19 protein-coding genes and 1 pseudogene are annotated in these 20,115 nt (G+C 62.2%); 9 read left to right on the top strand and 11 right to left on the bottom strand.

Annotated elements, in window-relative coordinates; translation table 11 throughout:
• Nucleotides 1-231 precede the first annotated feature (231 nt).
• Nucleotides 232-489: a hypothetical protein gene (locus XH80_RS28980; protein ID WP_333968862.1), complete on the top strand. Its 258-nt coding sequence runs from the start codon at nucleotides 232-234 to the stop codon at nucleotides 487-489.
• 33 nt (nucleotides 490-522) lie between these two features.
• On the opposite strand, the gene XH80_RS28975 is transcribed toward XH80_RS28980, so the two are convergent.
• A complete protein-coding gene (locus tag XH80_RS28975) occupies nucleotides 523-705 on the bottom strand; it encodes a hypothetical protein (protein WP_157083625.1) in 183 nt (60 codons plus the stop codon).
• A 503-nt stretch (nucleotides 706-1,208) separates the two neighbouring features.
• Between XH80_RS28975 and XH80_RS28965 the strand changes: the two genes are divergently transcribed.
• Nucleotides 1,209-1,463: a hypothetical protein gene (locus XH80_RS28965; protein ID WP_271601513.1), complete on the top strand. Its 255-nt coding sequence runs from the start codon at nucleotides 1,209-1,211 to the stop codon at nucleotides 1,461-1,463.
• A gap of 155 nt (nucleotides 1,464-1,618) precedes the next feature.
• Here the strand turns inward: XH80_RS28965 and XH80_RS28960 are convergent, their stop codons facing one another.
• On the bottom strand, nucleotides 1,619-1,798 hold the full coding sequence (locus XH80_RS28960) for a hypothetical protein (protein ID WP_271601512.1): 180 nt from the start codon (nucleotides 1,796-1,798) through the stop codon (nucleotides 1,619-1,621).
• Between the two features lie 232 nt (nucleotides 1,799-2,030).
• Here XH80_RS28960 and XH80_RS28955 point away from each other — a divergent pair, with 232 nt between their 5' ends.
• Nucleotides 2,031-2,393, top strand: a complete 363-nt coding sequence (locus XH80_RS28955; RefSeq protein ID WP_271601511.1) for a hypothetical protein — start codon at nucleotides 2,031-2,033, stop codon at nucleotides 2,391-2,393.
• A 34-nt stretch (nucleotides 2,394-2,427) separates the two neighbouring features.
• On the opposite strand, the gene XH80_RS28950 is transcribed toward XH80_RS28955, so the two are convergent.
• Nucleotides 2,428-2,772 (bottom strand): hypothetical protein, encoded by a 345-nt coding sequence (locus tag XH80_RS28950; protein WP_271601510.1) that lies wholly within the window; start codon nucleotides 2,770-2,772, stop codon nucleotides 2,428-2,430.
• A gap of 1,135 nt (nucleotides 2,773-3,907) precedes the next feature.
• The gene (locus tag XH80_RS28945; RefSeq protein WP_271601509.1) at nucleotides 3,908-4,072 is read right to left on the bottom strand and encodes a hypothetical protein; all 165 of its coding nucleotides are present in this window, start codon (nucleotides 4,070-4,072) and stop codon (nucleotides 3,908-3,910) included.
• A 77-nt stretch (nucleotides 4,073-4,149) separates the two neighbouring features.
• Here XH80_RS28945 and XH80_RS28940 point away from each other — a divergent pair, with 77 nt between their 5' ends.
• The 3 genes from XH80_RS28940 (at nucleotide 4,150) to XH80_RS28930 (ending at nucleotide 7,067) form a co-directional block, all read left to right on the top strand.
• On the top strand, nucleotides 4,150-5,166 hold the full coding sequence (locus XH80_RS28940; protein WP_271601508.1) for an IS110 family transposase: 1,017 nt from the start codon (nucleotides 4,150-4,152) through the stop codon (nucleotides 5,164-5,166).
• A gap of 637 nt (nucleotides 5,167-5,803) precedes the next feature.
• Entirely contained in the window at nucleotides 5,804-6,565 is a 762-nt protein-coding gene (locus XH80_RS28935) for an outer membrane protein (RefSeq protein ID WP_271601507.1), read from the top strand.
• Between the two features lie 316 nt (nucleotides 6,566-6,881).
• Nucleotides 6,882-7,067: a hypothetical protein gene (locus tag XH80_RS28930; protein WP_271601506.1), complete on the top strand. Its 186-nt coding sequence runs from the start codon at nucleotides 6,882-6,884 to the stop codon at nucleotides 7,065-7,067.
• Between the two features lie 348 nt (nucleotides 7,068-7,415).
• On the opposite strand, the pseudogene edd reads toward XH80_RS28930, so the two are convergent.
• From edd to XH80_RS28910, 4 genes and pseudogenes are all read right to left on the bottom strand, one after another.
• A pseudogene (edd, locus tag XH80_RS28925) lies at nucleotides 7,416-9,244 on the bottom strand (phosphogluconate dehydratase).
• Between the two features lie 49 nt (nucleotides 9,245-9,293).
• The gene (zwf, locus tag XH80_RS28920) at nucleotides 9,294-10,772 is read right to left on the bottom strand and encodes a glucose-6-phosphate dehydrogenase (RefSeq protein ID WP_271601505.1); all 1,479 of its coding nucleotides are present in this window, start codon (nucleotides 10,770-10,772) and stop codon (nucleotides 9,294-9,296) included.
• Nucleotides 10,773-10,830: 58 nt separating this feature from the next.
• Nucleotides 10,831-11,787 (bottom strand): carbohydrate kinase family protein, encoded by a 957-nt coding sequence (locus XH80_RS28915; RefSeq protein WP_271601504.1) that lies wholly within the window; start codon nucleotides 11,785-11,787, stop codon nucleotides 10,831-10,833.
• A gap of 34 nt (nucleotides 11,788-11,821) precedes the next feature.
• Complete coding sequence (locus XH80_RS28910; RefSeq protein WP_271601503.1) at nucleotides 11,822-13,057, bottom strand: ROK family transcriptional regulator; 1,236 nt, start codon at nucleotides 13,055-13,057, stop codon at nucleotides 11,822-11,824.
• 216 nt (nucleotides 13,058-13,273) lie between these two features.
• On the opposite strand from XH80_RS28910, the gene XH80_RS28905 reads away from it, so the two are divergent.
• The 3 genes from XH80_RS28905 to XH80_RS28895 all read left to right on the top strand — a co-directional run bounded on the left by XH80_RS28905 (nucleotide 13,274) and on the right by XH80_RS28895 (nucleotide 16,288).
• Complete coding sequence (locus XH80_RS28905; protein ID WP_271601502.1) at nucleotides 13,274-14,293, top strand: sugar ABC transporter substrate-binding protein; 1,020 nt, start codon at nucleotides 13,274-13,276, stop codon at nucleotides 14,291-14,293.
• 118 nt (nucleotides 14,294-14,411) lie between these two features.
• Complete coding sequence (locus XH80_RS28900) at nucleotides 14,412-15,494, top strand: ABC transporter permease (protein ID WP_271601501.1); 1,083 nt, start codon at nucleotides 14,412-14,414, stop codon at nucleotides 15,492-15,494.
• Nucleotides 15,470-16,288: an ATP-binding cassette domain-containing protein gene (locus XH80_RS28895; protein ID WP_439409180.1), complete on the top strand. Its 819-nt coding sequence runs from the start codon at nucleotides 15,470-15,472 to the stop codon at nucleotides 16,286-16,288. Before XH80_RS28900 ends, XH80_RS28895 begins: the two co-directional genes overlap by 25 nt.
• 146 nt (nucleotides 16,289-16,434) lie before the next feature.
• Here the strand turns inward: XH80_RS28895 and lpdA are convergent, their stop codons facing one another.
• Genes lpdA through XH80_RS28880 form a run of 3 tightly spaced genes read right to left on the bottom strand, consistent with a single transcriptional unit; the run spans nucleotide 16,435 to nucleotide 20,114 of the window.
• Complete coding sequence (gene lpdA / locus XH80_RS28890) at nucleotides 16,435-17,832, bottom strand: dihydrolipoyl dehydrogenase (protein ID WP_271601499.1); 1,398 nt, start codon at nucleotides 17,830-17,832, stop codon at nucleotides 16,435-16,437.
• A gap of 7 nt (nucleotides 17,833-17,839) precedes the next feature.
• Nucleotides 17,840-19,099, bottom strand: a complete 1,260-nt coding sequence (locus XH80_RS28885) for a dihydrolipoamide acetyltransferase family protein (RefSeq protein ID WP_271601498.1) — start codon at nucleotides 19,097-19,099, stop codon at nucleotides 17,840-17,842.
• A 1-nt stretch (nucleotide 19,100) separates the two neighbouring features.
• Nucleotides 19,101-20,114: an alpha-ketoacid dehydrogenase subunit beta gene (locus XH80_RS28880; protein WP_271601497.1), complete on the bottom strand. Its 1,014-nt coding sequence runs from the start codon at nucleotides 20,112-20,114 to the stop codon at nucleotides 19,101-19,103.
• Nucleotide 20,115: the final 1 nt, after the last annotated feature.

The following is a 20,115-nucleotide window of genomic DNA, read 5'->3' as shown; positions in this document are numbered from 1 at the left end:
CGCCGGGCGGTCGGATCTCCTGACCCAGGCGCAGTGGGGACCGGGTCCCGGTTGGGGACCTGCTCCCGGCTGGGGCCGCCCGCCGCCGCGCCGTCGCCGTCGCTGGGTTTGCTGGTGGCACCGCGGTCGTCGTCATTGCGGCTGGCGATGGGTTTAGCAACGCCGCCGCGAAAGTCTCACGTCCCGGCGGCGGCAGATTTGTCGCGGAGCTTGTGCGGGTCCCGAGTTCCTATGATGGAGGCAATTGTGCGCAACACCAGGCATTGGCTTCTCTCTGCGGCTCTGGCAGCTCTTCTTGTTCTGGCTGTCTGGTACTGCGCGTCGGTGTGGCAAGCCACCTCACCAATGCCGCTTTACCGCAATGTCATCCTTGGAGTTGCTGCCGTCCTGATGTTCGTGATCGGCGTCGGCCTGACGGCCCTGATGTTCTACAGCCGCCGCAAGGGCTACGACGAGCCCGCACGCAGCGATCGGAGGCCGCGGGAGTGATGGGTTTCGCAAAGGCCCAACCCATCCTGCGTACTAATGCAGCCGCTGGTGAGGAGGATGAACCTCACTCATCTGCTCCAATCTCAGCTCCAGCCGCTCATTCAGCAGCATCAGCGCTCTGAGCGCGCCGCGCCAATCACCGTCACAAGCTGCAACGATCTCATCGACAGCAAGCTGGTATTGATCAAGAGCAGAGCTGGTGCGTTGGCGTGACATGCGCACAACATCCAAACAGAAACATAAGTAGATCGTGCCACTAAGGGGGCATTTTCCCCGCAATTCACAAGTAGCATATGTTGCTGGGAGGCTGCAACCTGCGCGATCATCCGAGGTTCCAAGCTGGTCCATTGACACGACCAAAGCGCATTCCATTCTTGGTTCAAATTAAAAGATCGCGGGGGCGGAACGTGTTTGATGTCTATCGTCGCAACGGGACGAGCGACTTGCTCGGTTTAGAATTGGGCTCGCCGATCCCGGCAGCTTACTCCGGCAAGAGGTGGCGCAAGAGTAGACGAAGAATTCTGAAGGTGAGCGATGAGATCAAATCGGCTGTTCAGCGGCGGGGTTATTACGTTCGCAGCTTGCGGTCCACAAAGGACAGGGTGATCGAAGGCGAGTAGATCGGTGGTCGAGAGGATGCACGGCTGCTCGTTTCAACACCCACGACCGCCAGTAGCTCGCCGATGATGCGACCCACTATGGATTAATTTGCGAGCTACTTGCATCGCTGCTTTGATGAGTGGCATGCAAGCGTCGAAGATCACTTCGATCCGCTCATAAAGCACGAGGCTGTGCCCGACTGCGGCAGCTTCGAGGTGCGGTACGGCGATGGTCGGCCGAGCCGCTACTTCTACTGGGATGAACTTCCTAGTCGGCGCCTGCGGCCCGAAGCGCTGAAGCGCGATGTCGCGCTGGAGACGGCGCGGACGGTAGCGCGTACTGCTCGGGATGAGCTGGAAGCGATCAATCGATGAAGTTCTGTCAGTGGTGTGATTTGCGAGACCCGTTCTGGCCGGCCATTCTGGAGCAGCGAGAGCCGACCAAGCCCGTGCGGCGCTCCCGACGAGCCGTGCCCGGTCTGCAATCGAACAGCGCGGCGACCCGGATGAGGTACAGATCAGCCACAGCCTTATTGCGTCAGCTGCTGCAATACTTCCTGGAACATCTGGGCCGGATCGTTTGGGCCGCCTTGCGATGGGGTTCCGGGGCTCTTAACGATCTCGATGATTTTGGCAGCGATTTCCTTGAAAAGGCCCCCGTTCACGGCGTCGAGTTCACCAATTGTCAGCTCGTGGTTGTTGTCAATCATGGTCCCTCTCCCGGTTGTGCGATGTGGTCGCCGTTAAGGAGCAGCCCCTCAACTTGTTGGTCAAGATTAGACGACCCCGTTGGTAGTCGCTGTGCGGCACATCACGCAGGGGCGCTGATAGAGGCGCGAGAGATTGCGCGGGCGGCTCGGGATGAGCTTGACGCCGGACGGCATTGACGGGAACTTAGAACGACCGGTCTCGGTTGATCGTCAACAGTTCCGGAGTTGCGTCATGCGTAGCGCGCCGTCGATCGTGCCGTCCGACCGTCTCGATCGAGATATCTATCTAGTGTTGGAGGACTTCGGCGCCCGTGCCGGCTGCGCTTGGCGGGAGACCGACGAGGCCGACACCGATCGAGAGATCGTGCTGCGCGACATCTTGTCCGGACAGTACGCCTATCCATTGCGGATCGTGGTGTTCAATGCCGTTGAGGGTTGGTCGCGAGACGCCACAGCGGAGATCGCGGACGAACTAGCCGAACGGGCGGCCGACGACGCCCACCCGGCTTCCCCGGCGCTCCAAGCCTTCATCAAGGCCAACGCGACCAGACCCTTCGCCGTGCAGCTCGCGTTGCCACTGCGCGAAATTGCCTGACGATGAAGTTCTGTCCCAGATGCGATAACAGCCCTCAGTTGGCGGCCTCGTTCATTTGAAGCGGTGCGCTGCGCTTCCCCCGCACCAGCAACGTCCAGACCGGCGACATGCCGTCCCAACGTCGGAGCCGTCCATAAAACCGAACCCTCAGTCCCACCGATGTGATGCGCTCCACTACGAGATGCAGCGCGATGACGTCACCCTCTGACAGCTCGATACATCCGCGCTTGCGTGACCACACCGCTCCGGGAAAGTGAAATAGGTTGGCTTTGAGCCAACGTCCGCCGCGCTCCGACAGCGGTTGCAAGTCCACCTGTGCGCCGTTCCGAGGCTTCATTCCGACATCAGGTCGGCGAAGCCAATCCGCGATCCATCCCATCCTCCACACCCCCAGCCCTCTATGGCTTGCTTGCACGGCGGGGGGAGGACTTGTCAATTTCGACAAAGGCTTCGTGACCACCGTCGAGCGCGCCGTTGCAATCTGGTTAGGACGTTCGTCGGCGGCCCACCGCCGAATTTCGATAATGGTCAGTATTAGACCGGGGATGCGCTCGGAATTCCAAAACCCTACGGTTCCCGCTTTTTAAGGGCATTGAATGAGGCGGGCCACTCCACCGGTTCTTATTTGCAAGGAATGCAGGCGTCCCATGGAGTACCTTGCGACACTCCCAAAGATTGCAGGTTTGCCGGCTGTTTATGCCTATCGCTGCTTACCCTGCCAAAGGGTCGACACGATCCCTGTTGCCGGGTGATAGGTCACTCGGCAATCGTACTCCGAAGCAGCGGCTTCTAGTGCAGCGTTGATCGTCATAGGCTGCGTTTCTTTCTTCCCCCGCTTTGGCGTCGATGCTCTAGTGATCAGCCACATACGGCTAGCGCAGCCAGCACATTCATAGAGCTTTAGCTCGCATCCTTCAGCGACCGGAAAAAGCGCTTTCAGCGCTCTGGCTTGGCAGCAAACGATGCATCCGGCTTCGCCGTGCACGTTGGTCCCCATCGAGGCAGTTGCGGCTCGATTAAGAAGCCTGAATCTGGAATCGGGAGCAATGGCGTGCGGCTATTAATTCAGAGGAGTGCCAAAATCGCCACACAGAGCGGGTTCCATAGGCCGAACAACGGTTTAATGCGCGACGAAATAATCTTGAAACAATCGGGCGCTTCAATCCGTGTGTCCGGAAGCGTCGTTTGTATCCTTAGAAGTTTTCACCCGGGGTTGGATTGATACACCCTTTACGCACGGAAAGGGGGGCGCACGTTCAGGCGGCCCCTTCTTCTGCGACGGATTTTTTCGGATTTGCTATCATCATTGCCGCATTCCTTGCGCACGAGGCAGATACGCGTTGAGTACGATCGGATTGTAGAGCACTCGCACATCTTTTATCGTTCGGTTACTCAGCGCAATCTCGCAATGACCGGAAGCACGCTTGTTGCGTCCGCCTCTGGCGGCCCGACTAAAGCCCAAATAGCGACGGCCACGACTAACGCGCTGAAAAAGGTCCACACTACCAAACGCATCACGGCATCACCGCCATAGCTGACAGATCGGCGTCGCCGAAGCTTGGACCTCCCGACGCAAAATATATTGAGGCGAGCATCACTACAGAAAACGCAATATAGCCAAAAATTATCAAGCCGTCATAACCGCGAACAGAAGACGGCATGGTGTGTGAAATCGCCATGGCCAAATTCCCTATTCGAATTCGCGCTCCGCTGCGCAACATCATTTTGGGTCTGACCTGCGAAAGGATTTGCTGGATTGGACGTATCGGTCAAGCAGACGAGTGTCTGCATTTTGGATGACGCGGGCAAGATCTTGAAGGAAGTGAAGGTGGCGAGCGAGCCTCAAGCGCTCCTGAAGGTACTGGCCAACCCCGCCTACTGCTTCAAGCGGATTGGACTGGAAGCCGGGCCGTTGTCGCAATGGCTATTCAGCGCTCTCGCCGAAGCCAGCTTACCGATGATCTGCGTGGAGACGCGGCACATGCAGGCGGTGCTGAAGGCGCAGATCAACAAGACCGACCGCAACGATGCGCGCGGCATCGCTCAGATGATGCGGGTGGGAGTGTACCGGGTGGTGCATGTAGAGACGCTACGCAGCCAGAAACTGCGCATGCTGCTGACTCATCGCAAGCTATTGCAGTCGAAAGCCATTGCCATCGAGAACGATCTGCGAGGGACTTTGCGTAACTTCGGTCTCAAGGTGGGCATGGTTGGAACGGTGAGGTTCGAGGCCCGCATCCAGGAGCTTGTCGAGATGATCCCCGACTTGATGGGACTGGTCGAACCGATGCTCGTGGTCCGGCGGGCGCTACGCGAACAGATGGTCATCCTGCACCGCCGCCTGCTGGCCATCGTGCGAGACGACGAGGTGTGCCGGCGCCTGATGACGACTCCCGGGGTCGGTCCGGTGGTGGCGCTGACCTATCGCGCCACCGTCGATGTGCCAGCTCGATTCCGAAAATCCAAGTCGGTTGGGGCGGTGTTTGGGCTGACCTGCTCCAAATATCAATCAGGCGAGATCGACCGGAACGGCAGCATATCACGCTGCGGGGATGAGATGATGCGGGTGATGCTCTACGAAGCGGCGCAGAGTATGTTGCGTTCGAAGAAATGGTGCTGGCTTAAAGCCTGGGCCCTGCAGATCGCCAGGCGCCGCGGAATGAAGAGGGCGATCGTGGCGCTGGCTCGCCGGCTGGCCGTCATTATGCACCGCATTTGGATTGATGGCACCGAGTTCCGGTGGACTCAAGAGCCAACCGCGGCAGCAGCATGAAAACCGTTCAAGATCAAACCCGATAGGAGAAAACTCGAGATCCACTCAGCAGTGGAAAGATGTCCCTCGCGGGACGATGGATGAGGTGAGTTCGCATGTCGGCTTGAACCTGTCGTTCAAACTGACGACAAGTCCGCCTGACAGATTGTTCTACCTCGTCCTCGAATCCCATGATGGAAGGGCCCTGGTGCCGATTCCGAAGAGAAGCGCGAGCCCGTGAGCGAAATCAACACTGCAGCGGCGGATAGTCTGAAAGTGCTTGACCTCAAACGGCCGATTAGAGAAGCCGACATATCCTCGGCCGAGAGATACGGTAGCGATGGGCCATGTGTGGACGGCGGGCTGGCAAGAAGAATCTTCACGCAGCAGGGTTGGTCGGAGCAGCCGTGTGTTCGGCCTTTTCGCGCGGTACGCGCGATCTACAGGACCCTCTCGAGAGTCGCTGATCTCTCTTCTACGCGTAATGCACGTTGAAGGGCATTCGGTTCCCTGTAAATCCTTAATTGATTGAAAGAATTTGCCGCTAAATATCCGAGCCGGGTGTTGCGGCTTAGCTACATCAACCTTCAGGCGAACCGGGTAGCATTGATTCCTGCCTCGTGACTTTTTTGAACGTCTTTCTGGGGAGATTCTCGTAATGAAAAAGCTTCTGATTGTCGCGGCCGGGATGATGGCCGTGGGTCTATCCGCCCCCGCGTCGGCGGCTGATCTGGCGGCCCGTCCGTACACCAAGGCACCGCCGCCTGTGGTTGCTCCGATTTACGACTGGACCGGTTTCTACATCGGTGCCAACGGCGGTTGGGGTCAAAGCCACAGTTGCGTGGATTTTGTCACTGCTGCGGGCACGTTCGCGAGCGGGTGCGGTGATCGGTCAGGGGGCGTGGCCGGTGGACAAATTGGCTATCGCTGGCAAACCAATCAGTTTGTATTCGGATTGGAAGCTCAAGGCGATTGGGCCGACCTCAAGAACACGCGCGTGAGCCTGCTCGATCCGACGCTCTCAACCACGGCAAAGACTGACGCGATCGGTCTCTTCACCGGCCAACTCGGTTGGGCTTGGAATTCGGCGCTGCTCTATGTGAAGGGCGGCGCGGCTGTGACCGGCAATCGCTTGACTATATTCGACAACACCACTGGGATCGGTCTGGTCTCGGCGGATAGCACGCGCTGGGGCGGCACCTTGGGTGTTGGCTTCGAGTATGGCTTCACGCCTAACTGGTCGGTCGGTGTTGAATACGACCACTTGTGGATGGGGCACGCAAATAACTCCTTCTCCGTGGTCGATCCGCGTCTTGCGGCAGTACTCAACGACCGGGTCAGCCAAGACGTGGATATGGTCACCGTGCGCTTGAACTATCGCTTCGGCGGCTACGGCGCCCCGGTCGCGGCGAGATACTGATCGCCCCAGTCTGCGCAAACCAAAGCCCCGGCTCGCCGGGGCTTTTTTGCAGGCTATGAATTGTTAGCGGTTGCTGCTTCTTCCCAGTGGGTCAGCGCCGGACTTTGCCAAACGCGCCGAGATCATCCAGAGCGTACCAGGCTTTGCTGAGGGGACCGCAATGGCGCTGCTTGGAGGGCTACCGGAGCTGGGGCAGGTGAGCGACGAAGTTGCCGCCGCGTTGGTGGGCGTTGCTCCTTATGACGACGATAGCCGCAAACGTTGAGGTGAACGCTGCATCAAGGGTGGCCGCCGCTGGGTGCGGAACGCCCTCTACATGCCCTGCATCGGCGCCGCGACGCTGAACAATCCGGTGTTCAAGGCCTTCTATGAACGCCTGGTTGCCAAGGGCAAGCCGCCAAAGGTCGCGATCGTCGCCTGCATGCGCAAGCTGATCGTCATCCCCAACACCATGATCGCTCGCGGCGAGACGTGGGATCCGAAAAGATACAGGATGACCTGACGAGCGCGCCTTCTCGCGCTCGGATCTCGGCCGAGCGCATGCCAAGTCCAAAGACCGGCGTGCAGACGGGGTCAAGGCCGTCAGCCGCCGAAGGCGGGGGTGCGCCAGCACCAGCCTTGAGCCCGTCTGATCGCCGGTCTACTCCGACCCAGTTGCTCTTGGTTTTGAGGGCAGCAAGAGAATGAAATGACAATGCAAAGCTCGGGTGAAAACACGCCGCGAGAGCGTCGGGCCATGAGCGCGGCGCTGCGAGCCGGATGGAGCCATCATCAGGCAAGAAGGCAAATCGCGCCCGGCAACAAGTTATCCATGCAAACCGATCTCAACTGCGCCGGCCCCCTTTTGCATTCACGTCACAAAAACGCTTGCGCCGCGATCTGCGCAGCTGACTCGCTCGCGGAAGAAACCGAAGAGCTCGCGGCCAATCCCTGTATGCGCCGCGGAGAGATCGGCTTGCGCGCAGGCTCGCGCGGCCCACTCGCCCGGGGCGACGAGCACGTCAAGCCGGCCGGTGACAGCGTCGAGCCTGATGACGTCGCCGTCGCGAATCCGCGCAATCGCACCGCCGTCAGCCGCTTCAGGCGTCACGTGAATCGCGGTGGGAACCTTGCCCGACGCGCCCGAAAGCCGCCCGTCGGTCACGAGTGCAACTCTCAGCCCGCGGTCCTGAAGAACGCCGAGGAGCGGCATCAGCTTGTGCAGTTCCGGCATTCCGTTTGCCTTCGGGCCCTGGAAACGCACCACCGCAATCAAATCACTCGTGAGCTCGCCCGCAGCGAAGCTCCGTTGCAGATCCTCCTGGCAATGGAACACGCGAGCCGGCGCTTCGATCACATGGCGCTGCGGCGCCACTGCAGAGGTCTTGATGACGGCGCGCCCGAGATTGCCGTTCAGAACCCGGAGGCCGCCTGTCGTTTGGAACGGGTCAGAGGTCCCCCGCAGCACGGCGGTATCGCCGCTTGCGGCCGGTCCATCGCACCACGTCAGCCTTCCCTCGACATCGAGCCGCGGCTCTTGCAGGTACGCATCGAGCCCGGCGCCGCAGACGGTCAGGGCGTCGCGGTGCAGGAGCCCGGCAGCAAGCAATTCCCGGATCAGGAAGCTCATGCCGCCGGCGGCATGGAAATGATTCACGTCTGCGGAGCCGTTGGGATAGATCCGCGCGATCAGCGGCGTCACCTCCGCAAGGTCGGCGAAATCGTCCCAGGTCAGTGTGAGGCCGGCCGCCGCGCCCATGGCAACCAGGTGCAGCGTCAGATTGGTCGAGCCGCCGGTGGCGTGCAGCCCCACGATGCCGTTGACGAAGGCGCGCTCGTCGAGCACGCGACCGATCGGGATGTACTGATTGCCGAGCGATGTGATGTCCAATGCGCGTTCGGTGGCGGCACAGGTGAGCGCATCGCGCAAGGGCGTGTTCGGGTTCACGAAGGATGCGCCTGGCAGCTGCAGGCCATGATCTCCATCAGCATCTGGTTGGTATTGGCGGTGCCGTAAAACGTGCACGTCCCCGCGCCGTGATAGGCCTGCGCCTCGGCTTCCAGCAAGGCGTCGCGGCCGACCTTTCCTTCCGCGTAAGCCTGCCGGATTTTTGCTTTTGCGTCGTTGGCGAGGCCCGAGGTCATCGGACCGGATGGAATGAAGACCGCGGGCAGATGCCCGAACGACAATGCACCGATCACGAGGCCCGGCACGATCTTGTCGCAGATGCCGAGAAACACCGCGGCGTCGAAGGTTTGATGCGACAGCGCGACCGCGGTGGACAAGGCGATGACCTCGCGCGAGAACAGCGAGAGCTCCATTCCCGCTTCGCCCTGGGTGATGCCGTCGCACATCGCCGGTACGCCGCCCGCGACCTGGGCGACCCCGCCGGCTGCGCGCGCGCTGCGTCGGATGAGTTCAGGGAAACGCTCGTAGGGCTGATGCGCCGAGAGCATATCGTTGTAGGCCGTGACAATTCCGAGGCTGGGGACGTGACCGTCCTGCATCAGCTTCTTGTCGTGCCCGCCGCAGGCCGCGAAGGCGTGGGCCTGGTTGGCGCATCCCAGCCGCCGGCGGACCGGCGTGCTCGCCGCGTTCGCAATGCGGTCGAGATAGCGTGCTCGGCTGTCGTGACTGCGCCTGATGATGCGGTCCGTCACTTCGGCCATCCGCGCATTGACCTTTGCTTCGATCGTCATACACGCCTCCTGACTGCGGACCTGGCATCGGCGACAAGCTGCTCCGTGGTCACGGACCGTCCTCCATCCATGTCCGGCCGTCGCGTTCGATCAGCGCGACGGCGGCGGAGGGGCCCCAGCTGCCGGCAACGTAGGGACGCGGCATTTCATTCATCCGGCTCCACGCCTGACGGATCGGGTCGATCCAGCGCCATGCCGCTTCCACTTCGTCCCGGCGCATGAACAAGGTCGCATCGCCACGGACCACATCCATCAACAGCCGCTCGTAAGCGTCCGGCACGGAGACGTCGAATGCTTCCGCAAAGCTCATGTCGAGAGGGACATATTGCAACCGCATGCCGCCCGGTCCGGGCTCCTTGATCATCAGCCAGAGCTTGATTCCCTCGTCGGGCTGCAGACGGATCACGAGCCGCGTCTGCAACGCCTTTCCCGAATTCGAATTGAAAATCGAATGCGGGACCTTGCGGAAGGTCACGACGATCTCGGAGCTGCGTTGTTGCAGCCGCTTTCCGGTGCGCAGGTAGAAGGGAACGCCGGTCCAGCGCCAATTTGCAACGGCCGCCTTGAGCGCAACGAACGTCTCCGTCGAGCTTGGGCGATCTGCGATCTCTTCCGCGTAGCCGGGCACGGCGATGCCATTGCATGCGCCGGCGCGGTATTGGCCCGGTACGGTCAGGAATGCAGCGTTCGTCTCGTCGATCCGTTCGAGCGACTTCAGGATCTTGAGCTTCTCGTCGCGCACGGCGTCGGCTTCGAGCGAATGTGGCGGCTCCATCGCCACCAGACAGAGCAGCTGCAGAAGATGGTTCTGAACCATGTCGCGCAGCGCGCCGGACTTGTCGTAGTAGGGGCCGCGTTCCTCCACGCCGATGGATTCGGCGACCGTGATCTGCACATGGTCGATGTGGGCGGCATTCCACAGCGGTTCTAACAGCGCGTTGGCGAACCGCAGCGCCATCAAGTTCTGCACCGTCTCCTTGCCGAGATAGTGATCGATCCGATAGACGCGTTCCTCCGGAAAAATCTTCCCGACGGTTTGATTGAACCGGATTGCGGATTCGAGATCCTTGCCGATCGGCTTCTCGATGACGATGCGGGAATCGCCCTTTGAAAGACCGTAGTGACCGAGCCTTTCGCAGATCGGCCCGAACAGATGCGGTGCCGTTGCCAGATAGTGCACCTGGATGCGGTCGGCATAGGCCGATAGCGCCGCCGCCAGTTCGGTCCAGCCATGCTCGCCTTCCGCGTCGGCAGCCATGTAGCAGATGCGGGCCAGGAAGCGATCGAGTTCCGCTCCCGTCGTTTCCGATGCCGGCACATGTTGCACGATCGCCTCGCGCACCATGGCGAGGAAGTCATCGCGCGACATTGCACCGCGCGCGACGCCGAGAATGGTGGCGTCATCCGGCAACTGGCCGGCGAAATCGCGGCGAAACAGCGCCGGCAACAGCTTGCGGCGTGCGAGATCACCTGTCACGCCGAAAACGGTCAGGACGAAGGGGGCCACCGGGATGACGCGGCTTGTCATGCCCGCCCCCTCTTCAATTCGAGCCTCTTTGATGTGCCGCGTTGTGTCCGTCACTCTGTCAAGCATGGCATGGCTCCGTACTCGCATCGATGTCGGCGGCGGTCGGCAGGTCGGCTCCATCGCGGGACACCGTGATGGCAGCGGCAGCCGTCGCGTAAGCGAGCAACTCGCGGATTGCCGGCGGGTCGAGCTCCGCAATGGCCTCGGGACGGAGCCGGCCGGTTTTCGCAAGCTGCGCAAGCAGCGCGGCGTGGAATGTATCGCCGGCGCCCACGGTGTCGCGCACGAGCGTGAAACGACCGGGCACCGAGACGCTGCCAGTGGTCGAAAAGGCGGTTGCGCCCTTTGCTCCCTCGGTCACGACCACCAGTTGCGCCCCGCACGCGAGCCAGTAGGCGGCTGCATCGGCAATCGAGGCACGACCGCCCCACGCAATGCGGACATCCTCGTCGCTCGCCTTGATCATCGTAGCCGTCCGGTAGAAGCGCTCCGCGGCGATGGCCCAGCTTTTCATGTCGCCGACGACGGTCGGTCGCACGTTCGGATCGACGCTGATGACGCGGCGGCCATGCTCGCGCTCGGCGAGCGCGGCAAACGTGGAGCCGACCGGGTCGACAGCCATGGAATAGGAGCCAAAGGTCAGAGCCTGAATATCGTCCGGCAGCGTGCGGGGGAGATGGGCAAGTCTCAGCGAGCGATCTGCCGCGCCTTCGCCGTGGAAAGTATAGTTTGGCTGGCCGTCACCGGTCGTCGCCACGATCGAGATCGGGGACGGCCGGTCGCTTCGCACGAGAAAGCTGCCGTCCACGCCCTCGCGAGCGAGCCTGTCCGCGAGGAACGTGCCGAAATGATCGCGCGAAATGCCACTCAGGAAGGCCGTTCGAACCCCGAGCCGAGCGAGACCAACAGCAACATTGAAGGGCGAGCCGCCAGCAACGGCATGGGTCGACATCGCGGACCCGCCGTGCGCCCTCACAAACAGATCGATCAGGGCTTCGCCACAGACAAGAATCATGATGCGTGACCCTCGTTCATCAGTACGACCATGCTCAATCCTTGAAGAGCACGTCGTGGTCGCGAGCGAACGCCGCGAGCAACGGCAGCGCCGCGCCGCCGATCGCGCGCGCATCGCGCCCGATCGAGCCCTCCACCACGACAGCGTCGGTGAGGCCCTGCCGGTCCATACCGGCCCAATGTTCCTTTGTGCGCTCGACGAGGCGATGGCGCACATCGACCGGAAAGGCACCGTCGATGATGACGGCTTCAAAGTCGATCACTGCGAGCAGGGCGGTGATCGCCTGCGCCAGCGCTGCGGCCGCCTCGGAAACCCACGCTTCCAGCGGTTCCTCGAAGCTCGACCAGTCGTCGGGCGAGAGCCAGATGTCGGTGCCTGGTCGGCCAGCGGCGATCAGTCGGCGCTCGAGCTGATAGATGGAAGCGGTGCGGATCAATTGCTGAAGGCTTGCCTCACCATTTTCCTCCCGCCGCATGATCGGCATGGAACCGAGCGCTCCGGCATTGCTGCTGCGTCCCGGGAAGAGGCTGCCGTTCAGAACGATGCCGCCGCCGATGAAGGCGCCAATGTAGAAATAGGCGAAATCGCGATATGCCGCGCCGGCACCGAAGGTGAGTTCGGCTGCGCATGCCGAAGTCGCGTCGTTGCTGACGCGCACCGGCCAAGGGCCGAAACGGCGCGACAGTTCGGCAGCAACATTGAAGTCACGCCATTTGCCGAGCGCGCCGGGTGGCGTCTGCAGGTCAGCTTCCCAGTTCCACAACTCAAATGGCATCGCGACGCCGATGCCGCTGATCCTGTCGTGCTGGGCTTCTGGCAATTCGGCGAGAAGGCCAGGCATCTCGCGTTCGGCAAATGCCATGATCTCTTCGGGGGCCGGGAAGGAGTAGATCACGCGTCGTCTGGCGCGGATGCCGGCGGCGAAATCCATCAACACCAGATCGGAGCTGCGACGGCCGATCATGAGCCCCAGTCCAAACGCGCCGTCCGGATTGAGCGAATAGGGAACCGACGGCTGGCCGATGCGGCCTCGCTGCGGTTCGCCCGCAAGAAGAAGCCCATCGGCTTCCAGCCGATTGATGATCACCGTGGTGGTTTGAGTCGAAAGCCCGGTGAGGCGCGCGATCTCGACCTTGGCGAGACTGCGATGGCGCCGAATGAGGGAGAGGATCAGGCGCTCGTTGTACAGTCTCACACCGGTTTGAGTGGTACCGCGGCTGTCGCCGGGGAAGGCCACCGTAGTTCCAGCAACCGCGGCTGTTTCTTCCATCTTCGGCTCCTCACAATCCGGGGAATCCGTCCTCGCGACAGGTCGACTGGCCGTTCCCGGCAGTCGGCCGCTACAATGACCCCAGTTGGCAATGCGTGTCAATTAATAAGTCGGAATGATTTATTTATTGACAAGGTCGCTTTGCGCTCTCTAGGATGCCCCACCACGCGGTCGAAACCGTGAAGGCCAACAAGACGACTAACGAGGAGGGAATTGATGCGTCAGTCACTCGGACTATTCACAGCGTTCGCGCTGGCTCTGGGCACCACCAGCAGTTTCGCGGCCGACAAGCCGATCGTGGGCCTCATCACCAAGACCAACACCAACCCGTTCTTCGTGAAGATGAAGGCCGGCGCCGACGAGGCGGCCAAGGCGAATGATGTCGAGCTCCGCTCGTTTGCCGGAAAGGTCGACGGCGACAATGAGAGCCAGGTCGCGGCTATCGAGAACCTGATCGCCGCCGGTGCCAAGGGCATCCTGATCACACCAAACGACTCCCGCGCGGTCGTCCCCGCTGTCGAGAAGGCGCGGGCCGCGGGCATTCTGGTCATCGCCCTCGACACCCCGCTCGATCCGGCGAATGCGGCTGATGTGACGTTCGCCACCGACAATTTCCTGGCAGGTGAAATGATCGGCCAATGGGCTGCCAAGACGCTGGGCGCCAAGGCGGCATCGGCGAAGATTGCGCTGCTCGACCTCAACGTGAACCAGATCTCGGTCGATGTCGCGCGCGATCAGGGCTTTCTGAAAGGCTTTGGCATCGATCTCGGCAACCCCGCCAAGATCGGTGACGAGAAGGATGCGCGCATCGTCGGTCACGATGTGACGCTCGGCAGCGAGGAAGGCGGCCGCAAGGCGATGGAGAATCTGCTCCAGAAGAATCCGGACATCTCGCTCGTCTATACCATCAACGAGCCTGCGGCGGCGGGAGCTTACGAGGCCTTGCGCTCGGTTGGCCGCGACAAGGATGTGCTGATCGTTTCGGTCGACGGCGGTTGCCCTGGCGTGCGCAACGTGAAGGACGGCGTCATCGGCGCCACCTCCATGCAATTCCCGCTGCTGATGGCGGCGAAGGGCGTTGAGGCGGTGAAGACTTTTGCCACCGGCGGCGGCAAGCCGAAGGCGTCGCCCGGTCTCGACTTCGTCAATACCGGCGTCGAACTCGTCACCGACAAGCCTGTTGGCGAAATGCCGTCGATCGACAGCGCTGCTGCCTTGAAGAAGTGCTGGGGCTGATCGCAGCTCTGACTTGTCGTCGCCGCCAAGGATTGGCGCCCGCGAGCCGGGCGCCAAGAGACGGAAACCCGTCCGCGATCGGACGGGCAGATCCCCGCATGCAACGAGGAAAATGGTCATGACCGATATCGGCAGTAGCCGCCCGGCTGCCCCGGCCTTCGAGCTCGTGCTCGACAAGGGCGAGAGTCGCGTCGCCGAGTTCGAGGTTCGTGCACGATCGCCGCTGCAGAAGCTTCAGCATTTCCTGCACGCCAATCCGACAGCAGTGCCGGCGATCGTGCTGCTGCTCAGCGTTGCGGCGTTCGGCTTCGCCGTCGGCTCGCGTTTTCTGTCGATGTTCAACTTGTCGCTGATCATCCAGCAGGTCACGATCATCGGCGTGATCGGGGCGGCGCAGACGTTGATCGTGATCACCGCCGGCATCGATCTCTCGGTTGGGGCCATCATGGTGCTGTGCTCCGTCATCATGGGCAAGCTCGCGGTCACCATGGGACTGCCGGCTCCCATCGCGCTCGTTGTCGGCGTGGCCGCAGGTGCCGGCTGCGGCGTGATCAACGGTACGCTCGTGACCCGACTCAAGCTGCCGCCTTTCATCGTGACGCTCGGGACGTGGTCGATCTTCTTCGCGCTCAATCTTTGGTATTCGGCGTCCGAGACCATCCGTTCGCAGGAGGTCGCGAAAATCGCCCCGCTGCTGCAGGCCCTGGGAACGCCGGTCAACATTCTTGGCGCCCGCTTCACCTACGGCTCCTTCTTCATGCTCGGCCTCGTGGCGTTGATCTGGTTCGTGTTGAATCGCACCGCCTTCGGGCGCCATCTCTATGCGGTGGGCGACGATCCCGATGCTGCGCGGCTTTCCGGCATCCGGACCGACCGCATTCTCTTCAGTGTCTATGTGATCGCCGGCGTGATTTGCGCGCTTGGTGCCTGGGCATTGATCGGACGCATTGGCTCGATCAGCCCGCAGGCCGGCCAGACAGCCAATCTGGACAGCATCACTGCGGTGGTCGTCGGTGGGGCTAGTCTGTTCGGCGGGCGTGGTTCGATTATCGGCACGCTGATCGGCGCATTGATCGTCGGCGTATTTCGCAACGGGCTCGCGTTGTCAGATGTCGACGTGCTCTGGCAAGAATTCGCCGTCGGCTGGCTGATCATCATCGCAGTGGCGCTTGATCAATGGATTCGCAAGGTGTCGGCATGAGCACAGGATCGAACGTTCCCGGTACAACTCCGCTCCTTCAGGCACGCGGCCTCAACAAGCGCTATGGCCGCGTGACGGCGCTCGATCATGCCGACTTCGATCTCTATCCGGGCGAGATCTTGGCCGTGATCGGAGACAATGGTGCCGGAAAGTCATCGCTGATCCGCGCGCTCTCGGGCGCACTGGTTCCGGACTCAGGCGAAATCAAACTCGCCGGCAAGACAGTCGCATTTCGTTCGCCGCTCGACGCTCAGGCGGCCGGCATCGAGACGGTTTACCAGACGCTTGCTCTGTCGCCCAGCCTATCGATCGCCGACAATATGTTCCTCGGCCGCGAACTGCGCCGGGCCGGGCCGCTCGGAACGATCTGCCGCATGCTCGATCGCAAGGCCATGCAGCGCATCGCCCGCGAGAAGCTCACCGAGCTTGGTCTTATGACCGTGCAAAGTATCAATCAGCGGGTCGAAACCTTGTCGGGCGGTCAGCGCCAGGGTGTGGCGGTTGCGAGGGCTGCGGCCTTCGGCTCGCGCGTCGTCATCATGGACGAACCGACAGCGGCGCTCGGCGTCAAGGAATCGCGTCGGGTGCTGGAACTGATCCTCGATGTGCGGCGGCGTGGCGTTTCGGTGGTCCTGATCAGCCACAACATGCCGCACGTGTTCGAGATAGCCGATCGCATCCATATTCATCGACTCGGTCGGCGGCTCACGGTGATCGATCCCAAGGCCTACACGATGTCGGATGCGGTTGCCTTCATGACCGGCGCGAAGGCACCGATCGAAGTTGCCGCGTGACTGCGCACCGGGGCCGGAGAACAGATTCTCATCTGCGCAGCTCTGCCGGCGCGCCATCCGGGATCGGGAAGACTGAGTTGACGTTGATCTTGCCGAGCACGTAGCTGTCGGTCTCCTCTCCGGCTCACGGCTTCTCCCTCTATGTTTCAGATGTGAATTGCGTGGCCCAGCAACTTCAGAGCAGCCTCATGGAAGGCCTCGCTTTGGGTTGGATGCGCGTGAATGGTGAAGGCGACGTCCTCGAGCCGCGCGCCCATTTCCAGTGCCAAGCTGAAGGCCGCAGAGAGCTCGGCGATACCGGCTCCGACGCCCTGGATGCCAAGCAGAACATGATTGTCCGCCCGCGCCACGGTCCGGATGAAGCCGTCCTCGCGCTCCAGCGTCAGTGCGCGGCCGTTGGCCTTGAACGGAAAGCGGTCCGTCTTGATGTCGAAGCTCTGACCGCTTGCCTCGCTCGGCGACAAGCCGACCGTGACGATCTCGGGATCGGTGAAGCAGATCGCCGGGATCGAAACCCTGTCCCAGGCGCGGTGACGGCCGGCGGCGATCTCTGCGACCATCTCGCCTTGCGCCATGGCGCGATGCGCCAGCATCGGCTCGCCCGTGACGTCGCCGATGGCGAAGACGCCGCGCATCGAAGAACGGCATCGGTCGTCAATCCGGATGAAAGATCCGTTCATGTCGAGATCGAGGGTCTCGAGGCCGTATCCTAATGTCACAGGCCTGCGGCCCACCGTCACCAGAATCTTGTCGGCATCGAGGGTCGTCTGCTGGCCGTCGGCGGTCTCGACCGCGAGCGCTGTGCCGTCCGAAACGAGAGCTTTCGCCTTCGCGCCTGTCAGAACGCCGACCCCGAGCGCGGCGAGGCGCCTTCCCACAGGCGCGCTCAGTTCGGCATCATATTGCGGCAGAATGCGTGAAGCGGCCTCGACGACCGTGACGACCGCGCCCATCTTTGCGAACGCCGTGCCGAGCTCCAAACCGATATAGCCGCCGCCGACCACGATCAGCCTGTCCGGAATCTCGGTCAGCGCAAGGGCCTCGGTGGAGGAGATCACAGGGCCTCCGAACGGCAGAGTCGGAATCGCAATCGGCTCAGACCCTGTCGCGATCACCACCGCTTCGGCATGAATCATCTGCGAGCCGGATTGCGTTTTGACCTCGATCGACTTGCCGTCACGAAAGCGAGCGTGCCCGGCAATCAGCCTGACGCCGGCTTTCTTCAGCAGGTCAGCCACGCCGCCGTTCAAGCGCCTGACGATGCCGTCTTTCCAGGCGATGGTCTTGCCGAAATCGAGCGACGGCCTTGCAGTCGAAATTCCGAGCGCGCTCTTGCCCTCGGCCGCAGCCGCAATCGTTTCATACTCGCCCGCGGCGTGGATCAGGGCCTTCGAGGGAATGCAGCCGACATTGAGGCAGGTGCCACCCGGCCTTTCGGCTTCGATGACGATCGTATCGATGCCGAGCTGGCCGGCACGGATCGCGCAGGTGTAGCCGCCGGGGCCGGCGCCGATGACGAGGAGCTTGCAGGTGATCTCGGTCATCGCTTTTTCAGTCAATGAAAATCATGGCCGGCGTCTCCAAAAGCAGCTTGATGCGCTGCACGAACTGAGCGGCATCGAAACCATCGATCACCCGATGATCGAAGCTGGACGACAGGTTCATCATCTGTCGCGGGACGAAAGCCGAACCGTCCCAGTGCGGCCGGATCGCGATCCGGTTGACGCCGACGATCGCGACCTCCGGGTGATTGATGATGGGCGTCGTCGCCAGCCCGCCGAGGGCGCCGAGCGATGTGATGGTGATGGTTGAGCCGGTGAGTTCGTCGCGGGTGGCGCTGCCGTTTCGGGCGGCTTCCGCAAGCCGGGCGATCTCACTGGCGCAACCCCAGAGGTCACGCGCTTCGGCATGGCTGACGACGGGGACCATCAGGCCGGTCGGGGTCTGGGTGGCGATCCCGATATGAACGCCGGCGTGCTGGTGCACGATTCCGGCCTCATCGTCGAAATGGGAATTGAGATGCGGCAGCTCGGCGATCGCGCGCACCATCGCGCGCATCAGAAACGGCAGCAATGTCAGCTTCGGCTTGTCCGGCAGCTTGCGGCCGTTGACCTTCACGCGCAAATCCTCGAGCGCCGTGACATCGACCTCCTCGACATAGGTGATGTGCGGGATGCGCGCGTTCGCAATCGACATCTTCTCGGCGATCTTGCGCCGCAAGCCGACGATCTTGATGTCGGTGACAGCAGTTTGGGCCTGGTGCGGCGTCGCTGGCGTTCCAGCGCGGCCGCGCAAGAGAAGAGCGTCGAGATCGTCGTGAGTGATCCGCCCAGCCGGACCGGTGCCGCGGATCTGCCGCAGGTCGACGCCAGCTTCGCGCGCACGGAGCCGGACGGCAGGAGCGGCCAAAGGCCGTTCGGCCGCGTGATGGAGTGGCGCAGCGGAGGGCTTCGATTTCTGTGCACCCGCCGGCGCGCGCGGGATGGTTGCGCCGTGATCCGCCCCTTTGGCCTCGGCGCTTGCCGCGGGTGATGCCACTTTCGCCGCCTCCGGCGCCGGCTCGCTCTTGCCGTCGACCTCCAGCCGAACGAAGTCCGAGCCGATGGCGAGAAGATCGCCTACATTGCCGGCGAGCCAGGTGACGCGTCCATCAGCCGGCGAGGGGATTTCGACGGTCGCCTTGTCGGTCATGACGGCGCCGAGCACGGCGTCCTCACGAACGACATCGCCGACCTTCACATGCCATTCCACCAGTTCGGCTTCCGCAATGCCTTCGCCGACGTCGGGCAGCCTGACCACGCGCTCGGCCATCTCAGGCCTCCATCGTTTCGATCAGCGCGCGGCCAATGCGCGCCGGGCCAGGGAAGTAGTCCCATTCCTGCGCGTGCGGGTAGGGCGTATCCCAGCCGGCGACGCGCAGGATGGGAGCTTCAAGATGATAGAAGCATCGCGTCTGGACCAGCGCACAGAGCTCGGCCCCGAAGCCGGAGGTAAGCGTTGCCTCATGCACGATCACGCAGCGTCCGGTCTTCTTCACCGAGGCTTCGATGGTATCCAGATCGAGCGGCAGCAGTGAGCGAAGATCGATGATCTCGGCGTCGATACCGGTTTCGTTCGCGGCGGTCTCGGCGACATGAACCATCGTCCCGTAGGCGAGGATGGTGACGGCGTTGCCCTCTCTGCGGATCGCGGCGCTGCCGAGCGGAATTGCAAAATGGCCGTCGTCGACTTCGCCTAGATCGTGCTTCGACCACGGCGTCACCGGCCGGTCATGGTGGCCGTCGAACGGACCGTTATAGAGACGCTTCGGCTCGAGAAAGATCACGGGATCGGGATCCTCGATGGCCGAGATCAGAAGACCCTTGGCGTCGCGCGGGTTCGACGGCACGACGGTCTTGATACCGCAGACGTGGGTGAACAGCGCTTCCGGGCTCTGGCTGTGCGTTTGCCCGCCAAAGATGCCGCCGCCGGTCGGCATGCGAACCACAAGCGGGCAGGTGAACTGGCCGTTGGAGCGATAGCGCAGCCGTGCAGCCTCCGAGACGATCTGGTCGTAGGCAGGATACATGTAGTCGGCGAACTGAATCTCGACGCAGGGCTTCAATCCGTAGGCCGCCATGCCTACCGCGATGCCGACGATGCCGAGCTCGCTGATCGGGGTATCGAAGCAGCGGCTCGTTCCGTATTTCGCCTGCAGTCCCTGGCTGGCGCGAAACACGCCGCCGAAATAGCCGACGTCCTCGCCGAACACGACGACACCGTCGTCGCGCGACATCATCACGTCCATGGCATCCCTGATGGCCTCGATCATGGTCCGGCGTGTCATG

The organism is Bradyrhizobium sp. CCBAU 45384, from assembly GCF_028128665.1.
Classification (GTDB): domain Bacteria; phylum Pseudomonadota; class Alphaproteobacteria; order Rhizobiales; family Xanthobacteraceae; genus Bradyrhizobium; species Bradyrhizobium manausense.
This window is presented reverse-complemented; position numbering and strand designations above follow the sequence as displayed.